Below are 16,776 nucleotides of genomic sequence, written 5' to 3'. Positions count from 1 at the left end.
AAATGAGGGGAACGTGTCGCCATTGAATGTACCGGATTCCGGTGCGTTGTTATCGGTCCAGAAGTTGACCAAATTTTTCGGCAGCTTTGCTGCCTGCAATGAAATCGATCTTGATATTGCGCCGGGCGAAATTCATGCGCTTCTCGGCGAAAACGGCGCAGGCAAATCCACGCTGGTAAAGATGCTGTTTGGTGTGCTGGAACCGACGGCCGGACAAATCCTCTGGCACGGCGAGCCGGTCTCGATCACTTCGCCAGGCGAAGCCCGCAAGCTCGGCATCGGCATGGTTTTCCAGCATTTTTCTCTATTCGAGGCGCTGACGGTTGCCGAAAATATCGCGCTGTCGCTCGATGACGCCATCCCGATCGACAGGATCGCCGAGGAGGCGAGGGCTCTGTCCGTCGCCTACGGCCTGCCGCTTGATCCTCATGCCCATGTCGCCGATCTCTCGGTCGGCGAGCGTCAGCGCATCGAGATCGTCCGCGCGCTGCTGCAGAACCCGAAGCTGATTATCCTCGACGAGCCGACCTCGGTGCTGACGCCGCAGGAGGCCGACAGGCTGTTTGAGACACTGTTCAAGCTCCGCTCCGAGGGACGTTCCGTGCTTTATATCAGCCATCGCCTGGAAGAGGTGCAGCGCATCTGCGACCGGGCGACCGTTCTGCGCCACGGCCGGGTGACCGGAGCCTGCGATCCGAAGCGGGAAACGCCGGCCTCGCTTGCCCGCATGATGGTTGGCAGCGAGGTGGCGGCCGTTACCCATCCGGAGCGCAGCGACAAGGGTGACGTGCAACTTGCCGTCGCGAACCTTTCCGTCGCGGCGCGCACGCCTTTCGCCATGCCGCTGCGTGATGTGTCGATGACGGTGTGCTCGGGCGAAATCCTTGCCATCGCTGGTGTCGCGGGCAACGGGCAGAGCGAACTCTTCGATGCTCTCTCCGGCGAATATCCGGTCGCCTCGGCAGAGGCGATCGTCATCCGCAAAAGGCAGGTGGGCAATCAGGGAATTACCGCCCGCCGCCTTCTCGGCGCCGGTTTCGTGCCGGAGGAGCGTCATGGCCATGCCGCCGTCTCGGCCATGAAACTGTCGGACAATCTCGTCCTTGCCCGCAGCCAGTCGGACCGCAAGGCGTTTCTCGGCCTGCTCGGCATCATCCGCCACGGCGCGGTGAAGTCCGCCGCAAGGCGCATTTCCGAGGCCATGGATGTCCGCAAGAGCGGTGATGATCCGGCCGCCGGTTCGCTCTCCGGCGGCAATTTGCAGAAATTCATCGTCGGCCGTGAACTCGACCGCCAGCCGGCGGTATTGGTCGTCAACCAGCCGACCTGGGGTGTGGATGCCGGGGCGGCAAGCCGCATCCGCCAGGCCCTGGTCGATCTTGCAAGAAGCGGTTCGGCCGTCGTCGTCATCAGCCAGGACCTGGACGAGATCTTCGAAGTGGCGACCGATATCGCCGTCATCTCCGAAGGCCGCCTTTCCAGGCCGTTCCCGGCGAGCGAACTGACGCGTGAAAAGATCGGCCTGCTGATGGGCGGCTTGCATGAGAGCGGTTCTGCCGCGGAGGCAGTCCATGCGCATTGAACTTGAAAAACGCCCCGACGTCTCGAAGCTCTTCGGCGTCGTCTCGCCGCTCCTTGCCCTCGTCCTGACGCTGATATTCGGCGCCATCATGTTCGCCATGCTTGGCAAGGATCCGGTCGAGGCGCTGGATGCCTTCTTCGTCGAGCCGCTGCTCGAGGTCTGGTCGCTGCACGAACTGGCGATCAAGGCCGCACCCCTGATCCTGATCGCCGTCGGCCTTGCCGTCTGTTATCGCTCGAACAACTGGAATATCGGCGCCGAAGGCCAGTTCACCATCGGCGCCATTACCGGCTCCTATCTGCCGATCGTCTTCTACGACTGGCATTCGCCGCTCGTGCTGCCGCTGATGCTGATCGCTGGTGCACTCGGCGGCGCGCTTTTCGCGGCCGTTCCGGCGCTTTTGAAAGCGCATTTCAACACCAACGAGATCCTGACGTCGCTGATGCTGGTCTATATCGCCCAGCTCTTCCTCGATTGGCTGATTCGCGGCGCCTGGCGCGACCCGAAGGGTTTCAACTTTCCCGTCTCTCGCGATTTCGCGCCGGAGGCGGTGCTGCCGGCGATCTGGGAAGAATCGGGCCGGGCTCATTGGGCCTTCACCTTTGCCATCGTCGCGGCGATCGGTGTGTGGTTTATGCTGCGGTATACGCTGAAGGGCTTCGAGATCGTCGTGCTCGGCCAGTCGGAGCGGGCAGGGCGCTTCGCCGGCTTCTCTTCGAAGAAGATGATCTGGTTCAGCTTCCTCTTCTCCGGCGCGCTCGCCGGTCTCGCCGGCATTTGCGAGGTCTCCGGCTCGATCGGCCACCTGCAGCCGGCGATCTCGCCGGGCTATGGTTTCAGCGCCATCATCGTGGCCTTCCTCGGCCGCCTCAATCCGCTCGGCATCATCGCCTCGGGCCTGGTGCTGGCGCTGACCTATCTCGGCGGTGAGGCGGCGCAGCTTTCGATCGGCGTTTCGGACAAGGTCACGCGCGTCTTCCAAGGTCTGCTGCTGTTCTTCGTGCTCTCCTGCGATACGCTGATCTATTACAAAATCCGCATCATCTGGTCGCGGGTAAGGGGCGGTGCCGCATGAGCATCTTCGAAGCCATTCTCCTGACGGTCATTACCGCCTCCACGCCGCTCGTCATCGCGGCGCTTGGCGAATTGGTGACGGAACGCTCCGGCGTCCTCAATCTCGGCGTCGAAGGCATGATGATCATGGGCGCGGTCGCCGCTTTCGCCGGCGCGCAGATATCGGGCTCGCCCTATGTCGGCATTATCTGCGGCATCGTCGCCGGCGCGCTTTTCTCGCTGCTCTTCGCTTTCTTGACGCTGACCTTGGTGGCGAACCAGGTGGCAACCGGTCTGGCGCTGACCCTTCTCGGTCTTGGCGCATCCGGCCAGTTGGGCGAACCCTTCGTCAGCGTGCCCGGTATCCGGCTCGAAGAGATCGTCATTCCCGTTCTGTCCGATATTCCGGTCATCGGTCAGGTTCTTTTCAAGCAGGATCTGATCTTCTATCTGTCGATCGCGCTGGTGTTCGCCGTCAGCTGGTTCCTGTTCCGCAGCCGGACGGGGCTCAAGCTCAGGGCGATCGGCGACAATCACGGTTCGGCCCATGCGCTCGGCATTCATGTCATCCGCACGCGCTATCTAGCGGTGATGTTCGGCGGCGCCTGTGCCGGTCTTGCCGGCGCGCAGCTTTCACTCGTCTATACACCGCAATGGGTGGAAAACATGTCGGCCGGTCGCGGCTGGATCACGTTGGCGCTGGTGGTCTTCGCGTCCTGGCGGCCGTGGCGGGTTTTCGCCGGCGGTTATCTCTTCGGCGCGGTCACGATCCTGCAGCTTCACGCGCAGGCCTTCGGTCTCGGCATTCCCTCACAGTTCCTCTCGATGCTGCCCTATGCCGCGACTATTGTGGTTCTCATCATCATTTCCCATAATCGGCGCACGACGTTGATCAATACGCCCGCGTCGCTTGGAAAAGCCTTCGTACCGGAGCGATAGAACAAGAACATAAGACGGGTTTCCGGAATAACTTCAAACCAACAGGGGTCACCATGAAGAAGTTAGCATTCACCCTAGCCGCATCGGCTGCCGCCGTGATCGGCATCTCCTCCGCCGCTGGGGCCGCGGACAAGACGAAGGTCTGCTTTGTCTATGTCGGCTCGCATACCGACGGCGGTTATTCGCAGGCGCACGATCTCGGCCGCCAGCAGGTCCAGGCGGAGTTCGGCGACAAGATCGACACGCCTTACCTCGAAAACGTACCGGAAGGCCCGGATGCCGAGCGCGCCATCGAGCGCCTTGCCCGTTCCGGCTGCAAGCTGATCTTCACGACCTCGTTCGGCTTCATGGATGCGACGGTGAAGGTCGCCGCCAAGTTCCCGAAGGTCAAGTTCGAGCACGGCACCGGCTACAAGTCCGGCCCGAACCTTGCGACCTACAACTCGCGTTTCTATGAAGGCCGCTACATCCTCGGCCAGATCGCCGCCAAGACCTCGAAGAACCATGGCGCTGCTTACATCGCTTCTTTCCCGATTCCCGAGGTCGTGATGGGCATCAACTCCTTCGAGCAGGGCGCAAGGTCGATCGACCCGAGCTTCAAGCTGAAGGTCATCTGGGTCAACACCTGGTTCGATCCCGGCAAGGAAGCCGATGCCGCCAAGGCGATGATCGACCAGGGTGTCGACGTGCTGACGCAGCATACCGACACGACAGCGCCGATGCAGGTCGCCGAAGAACGCGGCATCCATGCTTTCGGCCAGGCCTCCGACATGATTGCAGCCGGCCCGAAGGCTCAGCTGACGGCGATCGTCGATACCTGGGGTAACTACTACTCCAAGCGTGTTCACGCGCTTCTGGACGGCACCTGGAAGTCCGAGCAGAGCTGGGACGGCCTGAAGGACGGCATTCTGAAGATGGCGCCCTATACCAACATGCCCGACGACGTGAAGAAAATGGCCGAGGAAACCGAAGCCAATATCAAATCAGGCGAACTGCATCCCTTCACCGGCCCGATCAACAAGCAGGACGGAACGCCCTGGCTGAAGGCCGGCGAGAAGGCCGATGACGGCACGCTTCTCGGCATGAATTTCTATGTCGAAGGCGTCGACGACAAGCTGCCGGCACAATAAATAGCACTCAATTCGCAGTTGCGAAGAGCGCCCCTTGTGGGCGCTCTTTTTTTCCCGGTGCTTGCGAAGATTCCGATTTACAAAAGTAATACTATATGATTTTTTGACCCTGCGCCGCGAGATGCGGCATTGGGAGGAAATCATGAAATTGAAGACTGCACTTTTGAGTGCCACGATTCTTGCTGCCTGCATGTTCGGTTCGGCTTCGGCTGGCGGCTTGACCGTCGGCTTCTCGCAGATCGGCTCGGAATCGGGCTGGCGTGCGGCTGAAACGACCGTAACCAAGGAGCAGGCCAAGAAGCGTGGCATTGATCTGAAGTTTGCCGATGCGCAGCAGAAGCAGGAAAATCAGATCAAGGCTCTGCGCTCCTTCATTGCTCAGGGCGTCGATGCCATTCTCATTGCTCCTGTTGTTGAAACCGGCTGGGACGACGTTCTCAAGGAAGCCAAGGAAGCCAAGATTCCGGTCATCCTTCTCGACCGTACCATCAAGGCTCCCGATGATCTCTACCTGACGGCGGTTACGTCGGACCTGGTCCACGAAGGCAAGGTCGCTGGCGACTTCCTGGTCAAGGCCGTTGGCGACAAGAAGTGCAATGTCGTCGAGCTGCAGGGCACGACCGGTTCGTCGCCGGCCATCGCCCGCAAGAAGGGCTTCGAAGAGGCTCTTGCCGGCCACGACAACCTTAAGATCGTTCGCAGCCAGACCGGTGACTTCACCCGCACCAAGGGCAAGGAAGTCATGGAAAGCTTCCTGAAGGCCGAGAATGGCGGCAAGGATATCTGCGCGCTCTATGCCCATAACGACGATATGGCCGTCGGCGCCATCCAGGCGATCAAGGAAGCCGGTCTGAAGCCCGGCAAGGATATCCTCGTCGTCTCCATCGACGCCGTGCCGGACATTTTCAAGGCTATGTCCGAAGGCGAGTCCAATGCCACGGTCGAGCTGACGCCGAACATGTCAGGCCCGGCCTTCGATGCGCTCGACGCCTATCTGAAGGACAAGAAGGCTCCGCCGAAGTGGATCCAGACCGAGTCCAAGCTCTACACGCCTGCTGACGACCCGATGAAGGTCTATGAAGAGAAGAAGGGCCAGGGCTACTGATTAAACCTGGAACCGCACCGGTCCATCATGGGCCGGTGCGGAACTGCCGGTACCATCAGGGCGTCATGCCCTTTTTTGGCACAGGCGTAAGGCGCAATATCAGGAAACCGCAGCCCTCATGGTTCAAAATTTCGAGAATATTCTCGCAGCCTCCGGCATATCGAAATTCTTCCCCGGCGCCGTCGCCCTGGACAAGGTGGATTTCACGCTGCGCCGTGGTGAGGTTCATGCATTGCTCGGCGAGAACGGAGCCGGCAAGTCGACGCTGATCAAGTGCATTACAGGCGCCTACCATCGTGACGGCGGCAGCCTGACGCTGGACGGCCAGGAAATCAATCCGGCCAATACGCTTGCCGCCCAGAAGCTCGGCATTGGCACGGTCTACCAGGAGGTCAACCTCCTTTCCAATCTGAGCGTCGCCGAGAACCTCTTTCTCGGACGCCAGCCGAGACGCTTCGGCATGACCGACATCCGCGCGATGAACCGCAAGGCGCGCGATCTGCTTGCCGGCTATGGCATCGATATCGACGTCACAGCCGAACTCAGCCGTTTCTCCGTCGCCGTCCAGCAGGTGGTGGCCATCGCTCGTGCCGTCGATCTCTCCGGCAAGGTGCTAATCCTCGACGAGCCCACGGCAAGCCTTGACAGCCACGAAGTGGAGCTGCTTTTCCGCATTATCGAGGATCTGAAGAAACGCGGGCTCGGCATCGTCTTCATTACCCATTTTCTCGAGCAGGTTTATGCGATCAGCGATCGCATAACCGTGCTGCGCAACGGCAAGCTTGTCGGCACCCGCGATGCCGCCGATCTGCCGCGCCAGGGCCTGATTGCCATGATGCTCGGCCGCGAACTGGCGCATGTCGAAGAGGCCGCCAGGGAACGCAGCGTTGCTGCGGGCGATGTCCGATACCGTTTCGCAGGCTACGGCAAACGCGGCAAGGTCAAGCCCTTCGATCTTGAGGTGCGCGCCGGAGAGGTGGTCGGCGTCGCTGGGCTGCTCGGCTCCGGCCGCACGGAAACCGCCGAACTCCTTTTTGGCATCGAACATGCCGATAGCGGCAGTGCCACGATCGACGGCCAGGCTGTGACGCTTTCAAGTCCGCGCGCAGCAATCGAAAAAGGCTTTGGCTTCTGCCCCGAAGACCGGAAGACCGATGGCATCATCGGCGACCTGTCGATCCGGGAAAACATTGCGCTCGCCCTGCAGGCCCGCCGTGGCTGGACACGGCCGCTCTCGCGCGCGGAGCAGAATGCGCTCGCCGATCGTTACATCAAGGCGCTCGATATCCGCACCACCGATCGCGAGAAGCCGATCCGGCTGCTCTCCGGCGGCAACCAGCAGAAGGCGATCCTCGCCCGCTGGCTGGCGACCAATCCGGAGTTTCTGATCCTCGACGAACCGACCCGCGGCATCGATGTCGGCGCCCATGCCGAGATCATCCGGCTGATCGAAAAACTCTGCGCCGATGGAATGTCGCTGATCGTGATTTCATCGGAACTTGAAGAGCTTGTCGCCTATAGTTCACGTGTCATCGTACTTCGCGACAGGCAACATATCGCCGAACTCACAGGCGAACGTATCACGGCCGCCGGCATCGTCGAAGCCATCGCCGCCGCCGAGCATAAGATGGAGGAGGCATGAGGTCCTCGCTGAACGCGCTGGCCTATCGCCTGGCGCCGCAATTGATCGCGCTCGTTGTCATTCTTTTGTTGAATTTCATAACGTCGCCCCAGTTTTTTAATGTTGTGGTTCAAAACGGACGCCTCTACGGCAGCCTGATCGACGTGCTGAATCGCGGCGCGCCGGTGGCGCTCTTGGCGATCGGCATGACGCTGGTGATCGCCACCAAGGGCATCGACCTTTCCGTCGGCGCAGTCATCGCCATCTGCGGCGCCGTCGCTGCATCGTCAATTGTCGCAGGAAGTTCAGTCTCTTACACAATTTTCCTGACCTTGGCGATCGGACTTGCCTGCGGAGTCTGGAACGGTTTCCTGGTGGCTGTCCTCAATATCCAGCCGATCATCGCCACGCTGGTGCTGATGGTCGCCGGCCGCGGCATCGCACAGCTCATCACCGAAGGCGCCATCCTGACCTTCAACAATGACGGCCTGACCTTCTTCGGCAGCGGCTCCATGGCCCTCTTGCCGATGCCCGTCGTCATCTGGTTGCTCGTCGGCCTGCTCGTCATCTTGCTTGTTCGCCGCACGGCGCTCGGCATGCTGATCGAGGCCGTCGGCATCAATCGCCGCGCCAGCACGCTCTCGGGCATTCAGACGCCGGTGCTGCTGATGGCCGTCTATATGCTGAGTGGCCTCTGCGCCTCGATTGCAGGCATCATCGTCGCAGCCGATATCAAGGGCGCCGACGCCAACAATGCCGGCCTCTGGCTTGAACTCGACGCTATCCTGGCCGTCGTCGTCGGTGGCAATTCATTGCTCGGCGGTCGCTTCAGCATTCTCGGATCGCTGATTGGCGCAATGATCATCCAGGCGGTGAATACCGGCATCCTGTCATCCGGTTTCCCGCCCGAATTCAACCTGATCATCAAGGCGGTCATCATCATCGTGATCCTCGTCATCCAGTCTCCGGCGGTCCAATCGCTCGCCGTCTTCGCCAGCCGCCGGCAGGGCGTTATGGAGCAGCCGAAATGAACTCCAAATATCTGCCGCTGCTTGCGACCATTGTCATCTTCGTGCTCGCCTATGCCGGCTGCACGCTGCAATATCCGAACATGCTGTCGACGCGCGTCATCGGCAATCTTTTGACCGACAACGCCTTTCTCGGCATTGCTGCCGTCGGTATGACTTTCGTCATCATCTCAGGCGGCATCGACCTGTCGATCGGTTCGGTCATCGCCTTCACCGGGGTCTTCCTGGCGGTCATCCTTCAGAAAACGTCGATCCATCCGCTGCTTGCCTTCGCACTTGTCCTCGTCATCACCACCACCTTCGGCGCCATCATGGGCGCGATCATCCACTATCTCGAAATGCCGGCCTTCATCGTCACGCTTGCGGGCATGTTCCTGGCGCGTGGCATGGCCTTCGTGCTCTCCATCGACAGCATTCCGATCGACCACGAATATTATTCGACGCTGACGAGCCTCTACTATCGTCTTCCCGGCGGCGGACGGCTGACGCTGATCGGCGGCATCATGCTTCTGGTCTTTGCCGCCGGTGTCTTCATCGCCCACCGCACCCGCTTCGGCACAAACGTCTATGCACTCGGCGGCGGCCCGCAGACGGCGCGGCTGATGGGCGTGCCGGTCGGTCGCACGACGATCCAGATCTATGCTCTGTCGGGTTTTCTGGCGGGCCTATCCGGAATCGTATTTTCGCTCTACACTTCTGCCGGATATTCGCTTGCAGCAGTCGGCGTCGAGCTCGACGCCATCGCGGCAGTCGTTATCGGAGGAACGCTGCTGACCGGAGGAGCGGGATTTGTGGCGGGAACGTTGATCGGTATCCTGATCCAGGGGCTTATTCAGACCTACATCACCTTCGACGGCACGCTGTCGAGCTGGTGGACCAAGATCCTGATCGGCCTTCTGCTGTTTGCATTCATCCTGATGCAGAAAGCCATCCTGTTCCTTTCCAGCCTGAACAAGAGGTATGCCTGAGGAGACGGGTCGCTTGCGCAACAAACTGATCGAGACACGCAAGACAGGGCGCAGAACCCGGACGAGCCACGCTCAAGTGGTCGACGAACTCGGCAAAGCGATCGTCGCCGGCACCTATCCCGTCGGCTCGATCCTGCCGGGCGATACCGAACTGGCGCAACGCTTCAAGGTGTCCCGCACGGTGCTGCGTGAGACGATGAAGACGCTCGCCGCCAAGGGCATGGTGGTCGCCAAGGCGAGGGTCGGCACGCGCGTGACCGAGAAGAACCTCTGGAACATGTTCGACAGCGAGATCATCGCCTGGCATTTCGACAACGGTGTGACAGAAGAGTTCCTGCTGCAGCTTTACGATATCCGTCTCGCCGTCGAGCCCTTCGCCGCCGGTCTGGTCGCCGAACGGGCGAATGAGGAAGATATAGAAATGCTGCGCGAGCTGGCGCTTGAGATGGCGGCGGCCGGTCATACCGCCGACAGCCTGGCGCTCGCCGACCTGCGCTTTCACCTGGCGCTCGCTGAAGCCTCGCATAATCCCTTCATGCGCACACTCGGCAGCCTCATCGAGGCGGCGCTTGTCGGCATGTTCCGCATGAGCACGCCGCCCTCGGAAAATGGTTTCGCCAATATCGCCGACACCCACATGCGCATCGTCGATGCGATTGTTGCAGGCGACAGCGCCGCCGCGCGCCGCGCCATGGAAGTTGTGATCGTGGACGGCCGCGATCATGTGCGCGAGGCCTTCGCGGCCCGCGGTTCCCAGGCGGTCATAGGGTCGATTTCGGCCGCAATTTCCCCTTTGTAAAAGCTGTGCTTATCTGCCGCGCTGTGTGTCTCTTACACACGCAAAGGACGCTGTAGCACTTTGAATTGCCGCATAATTTAATCCTCAAATCGATTCCGATTTACGAAATTATGCAGTATGAGGCAGAAAAGCCGCCTCATGGCGCGGATTCGCGGAGCAAATCATGGAACGCACTTGTCTTGCCGTCATTCTTGCCGCCGGTGACAGCACGCGGATGAAATCCTCGAAATCGAAAGTGCTGCATCCGATCGCCGGAAGGCCGATGATCGCCCATGTGGTCGAGGCGGTGGCCTCCGCCGGCATCTCGTCCGTCGCACTCGTCGTTGGCCGTGATGCCGAGGATGTGGCGAAGGCGGCCGATATCGGCGGCGTCGGGATTGAATCCTATCTGCAGAAGGAGCGTCTCGGCACCGGCCATGCGGTGCTCGCGGCGCGTGAAGCGATCGCCAAGGGCTATGACGACATCCTCGTCACCTATGGCGACGTGCCGCTCCAGACCGATGGACCGCTGAAGGCTGCCCGCCAGGGTCTTGCCGATGGTAGTGATATCGTGGTCATCGGCTTCCACACCGACCGTCCGACAGGCTATGGGCGCCTGCTCGTCAAGAACGGTGAACTCATCGCCATCCGCGAGGAGAAGGACGCGACCGACGCCGAGCGCACCGTCACCTGGTGCAACAGCGGGCTGATGGCGATCAACGGCCGCAAGGCGCTCGATCTTCTCCAGCGCATCGGCAATGCCAATGCCAAGGGCGAATATTATCTGACCGATCTCGTCGAGATCGCCCGTTCGCTCGGTGGGCGCGTCACCGCCGTCGATGCCCCTGAGATCGAGATGACCGGCTGCAACAACCGCGCCGAACTTGCCGTCATAGAGCGCTTCTGGCAGGAGCGCCGCCGCCACGAGATGATGCTTTCAGGCGTCAGCATGATCGCCCCGGAAACGGTTTTTCTTTCCTACGACACCGTCATCGGCCAGGATGCGCTGATCGAGCCGAATGTCGTCTTCGGTCCTGGCGCAGTGATCGACAGCGGCGCGGTCATCCATGCCTTCTCGCATATCGAGGGCGCCCATGTCAGTGGGGGCGCGACTGTCGGCCCCTTCGCGCGGCTGCGGCCGGGTGCCGATCTCGGCAACGGCTCGAAGGTCGGCAATTTCTGCGAGGTCAAGAACGGCCGGCTCGGCGAGGGCGCGAAGGTCAACCACCTGACCTATATCGGTGATGCCGTCATCGGCGCCGGCAGCAATATCGGCGCCGGCACGATCACCTGCAATTATGACGGGGTCAACAAGAGCGAGACAGTCATCGGCGAAAACGCCTTCATCGGTTCGAACTCTTCGCTGGTCGCGCCAGTGACCATCGGCGACGGCGCCTATATCGCCTCCGGCAGCGTCATAACCGTCGACGTACCGGCCGATGCGCTGGCGCTCGGGCGCGCCCGTCAGGAAATCAAACCGGGACGTGCGACGCTGCTGCGCGAACGCGCGCTCGCCATCAAGGCGGCGAAGAAGGCGAAAGCCTGACCGGCCTTGCGTAACCGGCGGAAATTGAAAGTGACCGCCGAGGTGATTGAGAAATAAGCGGGAATCGTTAGGACTGGCCTCGTTATCGAAGCCTTTATGAGGAAATTGCATGTGCGGCATTGTCGGGATCATCGGAACTGCGCCTGTTGCCGGGCGCTTGGTCGATGCGCTGAAGCGTCTTGAATATCGAGGCTACGATTCCGCCGGCGTCGCCACCATCCATGACGGCGTGATGGATCGCCGCCGTGCCGAGGGCAAGCTCTTCAATCTGGAGAAGCGCCTCGACGCCGAACCATTGCCCGGCACCATCGGCATTGCCCACACGCGCTGGGCGACCCACGGCATTCCCAATGAGACCAATGCCCATCCGCATTTCGTCGAAGGTGTGGCAGTCGTCCACAACGGCATCATCGAGAATTTCTCCGAGTTGCGCGACGAATTGACGGAGGAGGGATCGGTCTTCGAGACCCAGACCGACACCGAGGTCGTCGCCCATCTGATGGCGAAATACCTGCGTGAAGGCCTGGAACCGCGCGCCGCCATGCTGAAGATGCTGAACCGGGTGACCGGCGCCTACGCGCTCGCCGTCATGCTCAAGGCCGATCCGGGCACGATTATGGCCGCCCGTTCCGGCCCGCCGCTCGCTGTTGGCTACGGTCGCGGCGAGATGTTCCTTGGCTCGGATGCGATCGCGCTTTCGCCCTTCACCAACGAGATCACCTATCTCGTCGACGGCGATTGCGCCGTCATCAACCGCGATGGGGTCTCAGTGCTCGATTTTACCGGAAAGCCGGTCAAGCGCGCCCGCCAGATCTCGCAGGCGACCGCCTATGTCGTCGACAAGGGCAACCATCGCCATTTCATGGAAAAGGAAATCTATGAGCAGCCGGAGGTGATCTCCCACGCGCTCAGCCACTATGTCGATTTCGCCGAGAACACGATCAGCACGAATGCCGCCGCGATCGACTTCAAGGCGGCGAGCGGCCTGGCGATCTCGGCTTGCGGCACTGCCTATCTCGCCGGCCTCGTCGGCAAATACTGGTTCGAGCGTTATGCCCGCCTGCCTGTTGAGATCGATGTCGCCTCCGAATTCCGCTATCGCGAAATGCCGCTCTCGCCGTCGCAGGCCGCACTCTTCATCTCGCAGTCGGGCGAGACCGCCGATACGCTGGCATCGTTGCGCTATTGCCGCGAGAACGGCCTGAAGATCGGCGCCGTCGTCAATGTCCGTGAATCGACGATCGCCCGCGAATCCGATGCCATCTTCCCGATCATGGCCGGGCCTGAGATCGGTGTCGCCTCGACCAAGGCCTTCACTTGCCAGCTTGCCGTGCTGGCATCGCTGGCGATCGGCGCCGGCAAGGCGCGCGGTACAGTGAGCGCCGATGAGGAGAGGGCGCTGGTGCGGCATCTCGCCGAAATGCCGCGCATCATGAGCCGTGTGCTGAACCTTATCCAGCCGCAGATGGAAAGCCTGTCGCGCGAGCTATCCAAGTGCAAGGACGTGCTCTATCTCGGCCGCGGCACCAGCTTCCCGCTTGCGATGGAAGGCGCGCTGAAGCTCAAGGAAATTTCCTATATCCATGCCGAAGGTTATGCCGCCGGCGAATTGAAGCACGGCCCGATCGCACTGATCGACGAGAACATGCCTGTCATCGTCATCGCTCCCTTCGACCGTTTCTTTGACAAGACCGTCTCGAACATGCAGGAGGTCGCAGCCCGCGGCGGCCGCATCATTTTCATCACCGATGAAGCCGGCGCGGCAGCCTCGAAACTGCCGACCATGGCAACGATCATCCTGCCTGTCGTCGATGAAATTATCGCGCCGATGATCTTCTCGCTGCCGATCCAGCTGCTCGCCTATCACACGGCCGTCTTCATGGGCACCGATGTCGATCAGCCCCGTAACCTGGCGAAATCCGTAACGGTGGAATAAGCCTCCTGGGCTGGAATGGGCGCGCCGAAACGTGTTGTGCGGCGCGCCGAATTCTGGCAATTTTGGTCTGCGGACAAGGGGGAAGGGCCGGCGTTCCGGCCTGTCCACGACTGAGATGGAGCTCATCAGGAAACGATGACCAACAACACCCCCAGAATGCCGGTCGCGACTCGGCTGAGGAATAATTTTCTCGCGGGCCTGATTATCTGCGCACCGATCGCGATCACGATCTGGCTGACATGGACCTTCATCCACTGGTCGGACAGCTGGGTCAGGCCTTATATTCCGGCGCGTTGGAACCCCGAAAGCTATCTCAATTTCGCCATTCCCGGTTTCGGCCTGCTGATCGCAGTGGTGCTGATCACCGTTGTCGGCTTTCTCGGCAAAAACCTCATCGGCCAGAGCATCGTCCGGTTCGGCGAATCGGTCGTCCAGCGCATGCCGCTGGTGCGCACGATCTACAGAAGCGTGAAGCAGATTTTCGAGACCGTGCTGAAGGAGCAGGCGAACTCCTTCAAGAAGGTCGGCCTCATCGAATATCCGGGTCCGGGCCTCTGGGCGCTGGTCTTCATCGCCACCGACGCCAAGGGCGAGATCGCTTCGAAGTTCAATGCCATGGGCCAGGATATGGTCGCCGTCTTCCTGCCGCCGACGCCGGTGCCGACGGCGGGCTTTCTCGTCTTCGTGCCGCGCGAAAAGATCGTCATGCTCGACATGTCGCCGGAAGATGCCGCCAAGTTCCTGATTTCAGGCGGCCTCGTGGCGCCGGAACACATGCACGCCGGGCCGAAGCAGAAGCATCTGGCGCGGCCGAAGCCGGTCGCGGTTTCCAAGGCGGACTGATGCATGTCGCCCAAAAGTGTTCCGCGGTTTTGGGGAAACGACATGCATAGAACAAAGACTTAAAGCGCGCCGCGGCGCGCTTTATCCCGCTCTCAGAAACCGGATCGCCTCATCGCGGCGGAAGAGATAGAGCAGGGTGCGAATCGCCTGTCCTCTTTCACTCGTCAGTTCGGGATCGCGCTCGATGAGATAGGCGGCATCCTTGCGGGCGATCTCAAGCAAATCAGCATGTGCTTCCAAGCTGGCGATGCGGAAGCCTGGCGTGCCGGATTGCCGTGTGCCGAGCAATTCGCCTTCGCCACGCAGCTTCAGATCCTCCTCGGCGATGCGGAAGCCATCCTCCGTCTCCCGCATGATCGAGAGCCTTGCATGGCCGGTGTCGCCGAGCGGCCCCTTGTAGAGCAGGATGCACGTCGAGGCCTCGTCGCCGCGCCCGACGCGGCCGCGCAGCTGGTGCAATTGCGCCAGGCCGAAGCGTTCGGCATGTTCGATCACCATGATCGTCGCATCCGGCACGTCGACGCCGACCTCGACGACTGTCGTGGCGACGAGAAGCCGGGTCTCGCCGTTTTTGAACGCCATCATCGCTGCGTCCTTCTCCGGCCCGTTCATGCGGCCGTGGATCAGGCCGATATTGGGACCGAGCGCGGAGACGAGTGTCGCATGCCGTTCCTCGGCCGACATCAGGTCAAGCTCTTCGGATTCTTCGACCAGCGGGCAGATCCAGTAGGCCTTCTTGCCCTCGGCGATCGCGCCCTGCAGCCGCCCGACGATTTCGCCGGTCCGCTCCATCGGCACGGTGATCGTCTGGATCGGCTTGCGGCCGGCCGGTTTCTCGGTGAGTTTGGAGACATCCATGTCGCCGAAGGCGGCAAGCACCAGTGTGCGCGGGATTGGCGTCGCCGTCATGACAAGCATATGTGGCGAGATGCCCTTGGCAGTCAGCCGCAGCCGCTGATGCACGCCGAAGCGATGCTGTTCGTCGACGACGGCAAGCATCAGATTGGCATAGGCGACGCTATCCTGGAACAGGGCATGCGTGCCGATGATGATTTGCGCCGCGCCGGAAGCGATGCGCTCCAGGATGTCCTCCCGTTCGCGTCCCTTGGTGCGCCCGGTCAGCACCTCGATGCCGAGCCCTGCGGAAGCGGCGAATTTCGAGATCGTCGCGTGATGCTGCCGCGCCAGGATTTCGGTCGGCGCCATCAGCACAGCCTGGCCGCCGCTCTCGATCACCGCCGCCATCGCCATCAGCGCCACCAGCGTCTTGCCGGAGCCGACGTCGCCCTGCAGCAGCCGCAGCATGCGATCGGTTCCGGCCATGTCTTTCAAAATCTCGGCGATCGCTTCGTTCTGGCTTGTTGTGAGTGAGAAGGGCAAGGTTTTCAGGATCTTGCTGCTGAGGGCGCCGGTCGCATGCACGGGCTGGCCCGCCACCTTGCGCAGCCTCTGCCGCACCAGGCTCAGCGACAGCTGGCCGGCAAGGAACTCATCATAGGCAAGCCGTCTCCGGGCAGGGGCCTGCGGGTCAATGTCCGTGGGGTCGCGCGGCTCGTGCAGCATATGGAAGCTGTCGCGGATCGACGGCAGGCCCTCTCTCTGCGTCAGCGCGACATCGACCCATTCCGGCAGTTCGGGAAAACGCGGCAGGGCGGCGTCGATGATCTTGCGCAGCGTCTTCGGTGAAAGCCCTGCTGTCAGCGGATAGATCGGCTCGACGAGCGGCAGGGTCTCCGCCTCGTCGGCCCTGACGATATAGTCGGGATGCACCATCGAGGCGCGTCCATTGAACCAGTCGATCTTGCCGCTGACGGTCACCTCCGCGTCAACAGGCAGCTGCTTTTCCAGCCAAGCCGCCTGTCCCCGGAAGAAGACCAGCGTCAGCTCGCCGGTCTCGTCATGCAGGAAGACCCGGTAGGGGATATTGCTTTTGCCGCGTGGCGGCACCTGGTGCCGGTCGACACGCGCCGTGATCGTCACGATCGCGCCCTGCGGCGCGCGGGCGATTCCCGGTTGGTTGCGCCGGTCGATCAGCGAGAAGGGTGCGTGAAAGAGCAGGTCGATGACCCGGCAATCTTCCGCCGTCTCGCGCCCAAGCAGCTTGACCAGCAGTTCGGCGATCTTCGGGCCGACGCCCGGAAGGCCCGAAATGGGGGAAAACAAAGGATCGAGAATGGCGGGGCGCATGCGGGCAAAATGCGATGAACAATGCGGCCTTGGCAAGGCTGACAAGCCGCTTTCGAGGGT

At 61.5% G+C, this 16,776-nt stretch carries 13 protein-coding genes; 12 read left to right on the top strand and 1 reads right to left on the bottom strand.

Annotated features, from left to right (window positions below; all coding sequences use genetic code 11):
- The first annotated feature begins 13 nt into the window (after nucleotides 1–13).
- The 12 genes from EFB14_RS04875 to EFB14_RS04820 all read left to right on the top strand — a co-directional run bounded on the left by EFB14_RS04875 (nucleotide 14) and on the right by EFB14_RS04820 (nucleotide 14,529).
- Nucleotides 14–1,582 (top strand): ABC transporter ATP-binding protein, encoded by a 1,569-nt coding sequence (locus tag EFB14_RS04875; RefSeq protein WP_126823203.1) that lies wholly within the window; start codon nucleotides 14–16, stop codon nucleotides 1,580–1,582.
- Nucleotides 1,572–2,657: an ABC transporter permease gene (locus EFB14_RS04870; RefSeq protein WP_126823201.1), complete on the top strand. Its 1,086-nt coding sequence runs from the start codon at nucleotides 1,572–1,574 to the stop codon at nucleotides 2,655–2,657. The genes EFB14_RS04875 and EFB14_RS04870 overlap by 11 nt, the downstream gene beginning before the upstream one ends.
- Nucleotides 2,654–3,574, top strand: coding sequence for an ABC transporter permease (locus EFB14_RS04865; protein WP_126823199.1), 921 nt, complete (start codon nucleotides 2,654–2,656; stop codon nucleotides 3,572–3,574). Before EFB14_RS04870 ends, EFB14_RS04865 begins: the two co-directional genes overlap by 4 nt.
- Before the next feature lie 53 nt (nucleotides 3,575–3,627).
- Entirely contained in the window at nucleotides 3,628–4,704 is a 1,077-nt protein-coding gene (locus EFB14_RS04860) for a BMP family ABC transporter substrate-binding protein (RefSeq protein ID WP_126823197.1), read from the top strand.
- Nucleotides 4,705–4,846: 142 nt separating this feature from the next.
- Nucleotides 4,847–5,809 (top strand): galactofuranose ABC transporter, galactofuranose-binding protein YtfQ, encoded by a 963-nt coding sequence (gene ytfQ / locus EFB14_RS04855; RefSeq protein ID WP_126823195.1) that lies wholly within the window; start codon nucleotides 4,847–4,849, stop codon nucleotides 5,807–5,809.
- A 118-nt stretch (nucleotides 5,810–5,927) separates the two neighbouring features.
- On the top strand, nucleotides 5,928–7,451 hold the full coding sequence (ytfR, locus tag EFB14_RS04850; protein WP_126823194.1) for a galactofuranose ABC transporter, ATP-binding protein YtfR: 1,524 nt from the start codon (nucleotides 5,928–5,930) through the stop codon (nucleotides 7,449–7,451).
- Nucleotides 7,448–8,461, top strand: a complete 1,014-nt coding sequence (locus tag EFB14_RS04845) for an ABC transporter permease (protein WP_126823192.1) — start codon at nucleotides 7,448–7,450, stop codon at nucleotides 8,459–8,461. The genes ytfR and EFB14_RS04845 overlap by 4 nt, the downstream gene beginning before the upstream one ends.
- Nucleotides 8,458–9,426 carry a galactofuranose ABC transporter, permease protein YjfF gene (yjfF, locus tag EFB14_RS04840; protein WP_126823190.1) on the top strand — a complete coding sequence of 323 codons (969 nt, stop codon included), beginning with the start codon at nucleotides 8,458–8,460 and terminating at the stop codon, nucleotides 9,424–9,426. The genes EFB14_RS04845 and yjfF overlap by 4 nt, the downstream gene beginning before the upstream one ends.
- Before the next feature lie 13 nt (nucleotides 9,427–9,439).
- Nucleotides 9,440–10,225 (top strand): FadR/GntR family transcriptional regulator, encoded by a 786-nt coding sequence (locus EFB14_RS04835; RefSeq protein ID WP_126823188.1) that lies wholly within the window; start codon nucleotides 9,440–9,442, stop codon nucleotides 10,223–10,225.
- A gap of 163 nt (nucleotides 10,226–10,388) precedes the next feature.
- Nucleotides 10,389–11,750, top strand: a complete 1,362-nt coding sequence (glmU, locus tag EFB14_RS04830) for a bifunctional UDP-N-acetylglucosamine diphosphorylase/glucosamine-1-phosphate N-acetyltransferase GlmU (protein ID WP_126823186.1) — start codon at nucleotides 10,389–10,391, stop codon at nucleotides 11,748–11,750.
- A gap of 109 nt (nucleotides 11,751–11,859) precedes the next feature.
- A complete protein-coding gene (gene glmS, locus EFB14_RS04825) occupies nucleotides 11,860–13,686 on the top strand; it encodes a glutamine--fructose-6-phosphate transaminase (isomerizing) (RefSeq protein ID WP_126823184.1) in 1,827 nt (608 codons plus the stop codon).
- 135 nt (nucleotides 13,687–13,821) lie between these two features.
- Nucleotides 13,822–14,529 carry a DUF502 domain-containing protein gene (locus tag EFB14_RS04820; protein WP_126823182.1) on the top strand — a complete coding sequence of 236 codons (708 nt, stop codon included), beginning with the start codon at nucleotides 13,822–13,824 and terminating at the stop codon, nucleotides 14,527–14,529.
- Nucleotides 14,530–14,610: 81 nt separating this feature from the next.
- On the opposite strand, the gene recG is transcribed toward EFB14_RS04820, so the two are convergent.
- The gene (gene recG / locus EFB14_RS04815) at nucleotides 14,611–16,716 is read right to left on the bottom strand and encodes an ATP-dependent DNA helicase RecG (RefSeq protein ID WP_126823180.1); all 2,106 of its coding nucleotides are present in this window, start codon (nucleotides 16,714–16,716) and stop codon (nucleotides 14,611–14,613) included.
- Nucleotides 16,717–16,776: the final 60 nt, after the last annotated feature.

Source organism: Rhizobium fabae, from assembly GCF_003985135.1.
GTDB classification, from domain to species: domain Bacteria; phylum Pseudomonadota; class Alphaproteobacteria; order Rhizobiales; family Rhizobiaceae; genus Rhizobium; species Rhizobium pisi.
This window is presented reverse-complemented; position numbering and strand designations above follow the sequence as displayed.

Bases quoted from the DNA above. Each gene is read 5' to 3' on its own strand.
- EFB14_RS04870 (WP_126823201.1), top strand. From the start codon at position 1,572: ATGCGCATTGAACTTGAAAAACGCCCCGACGTCTCGAAGCTCTTCGGC.
- EFB14_RS04865 (WP_126823199.1), top strand. From the start codon at position 2,654: ATGAGCATCTTCGAAGCCATTCTCCTGACGGTCATTACCGCCTCCACG.
- EFB14_RS04860 (WP_126823197.1), top strand. From the start codon at position 3,628: ATGAAGAAGTTAGCATTCACCCTAGCCGCATCGGCTGCCGCCGTGATC.
- ytfQ (WP_126823195.1), top strand. From the start codon at position 4,847: ATGAAATTGAAGACTGCACTTTTGAGTGCCACGATTCTTGCTGCCTGC.
- ytfR (WP_126823194.1), top strand. From the start codon at position 5,928: ATGGTTCAAAATTTCGAGAATATTCTCGCAGCCTCCGGCATATCGAAA.
- EFB14_RS04845 (WP_126823192.1), top strand. From the start codon at position 7,448: ATGAGGTCCTCGCTGAACGCGCTGGCCTATCGCCTGGCGCCGCAATTG.
- yjfF (WP_126823190.1), top strand. From the start codon at position 8,458: ATGAACTCCAAATATCTGCCGCTGCTTGCGACCATTGTCATCTTCGTG.
- glmU (WP_126823186.1), top strand. From the start codon at position 10,389: ATGGAACGCACTTGTCTTGCCGTCATTCTTGCCGCCGGTGACAGCACG.
- glmS (WP_126823184.1), top strand. From the start codon at position 11,860: ATGTGCGGCATTGTCGGGATCATCGGAACTGCGCCTGTTGCCGGGCGC.
- EFB14_RS04820 (WP_126823182.1), top strand. From the start codon at position 13,822: ATGACCAACAACACCCCCAGAATGCCGGTCGCGACTCGGCTGAGGAAT.
- recG (WP_126823180.1), bottom strand. From the start codon at position 16,716: ATGCGCCCCGCCATTCTCGATCCTTTGTTTTCCCCCATTTCGGGCCTT.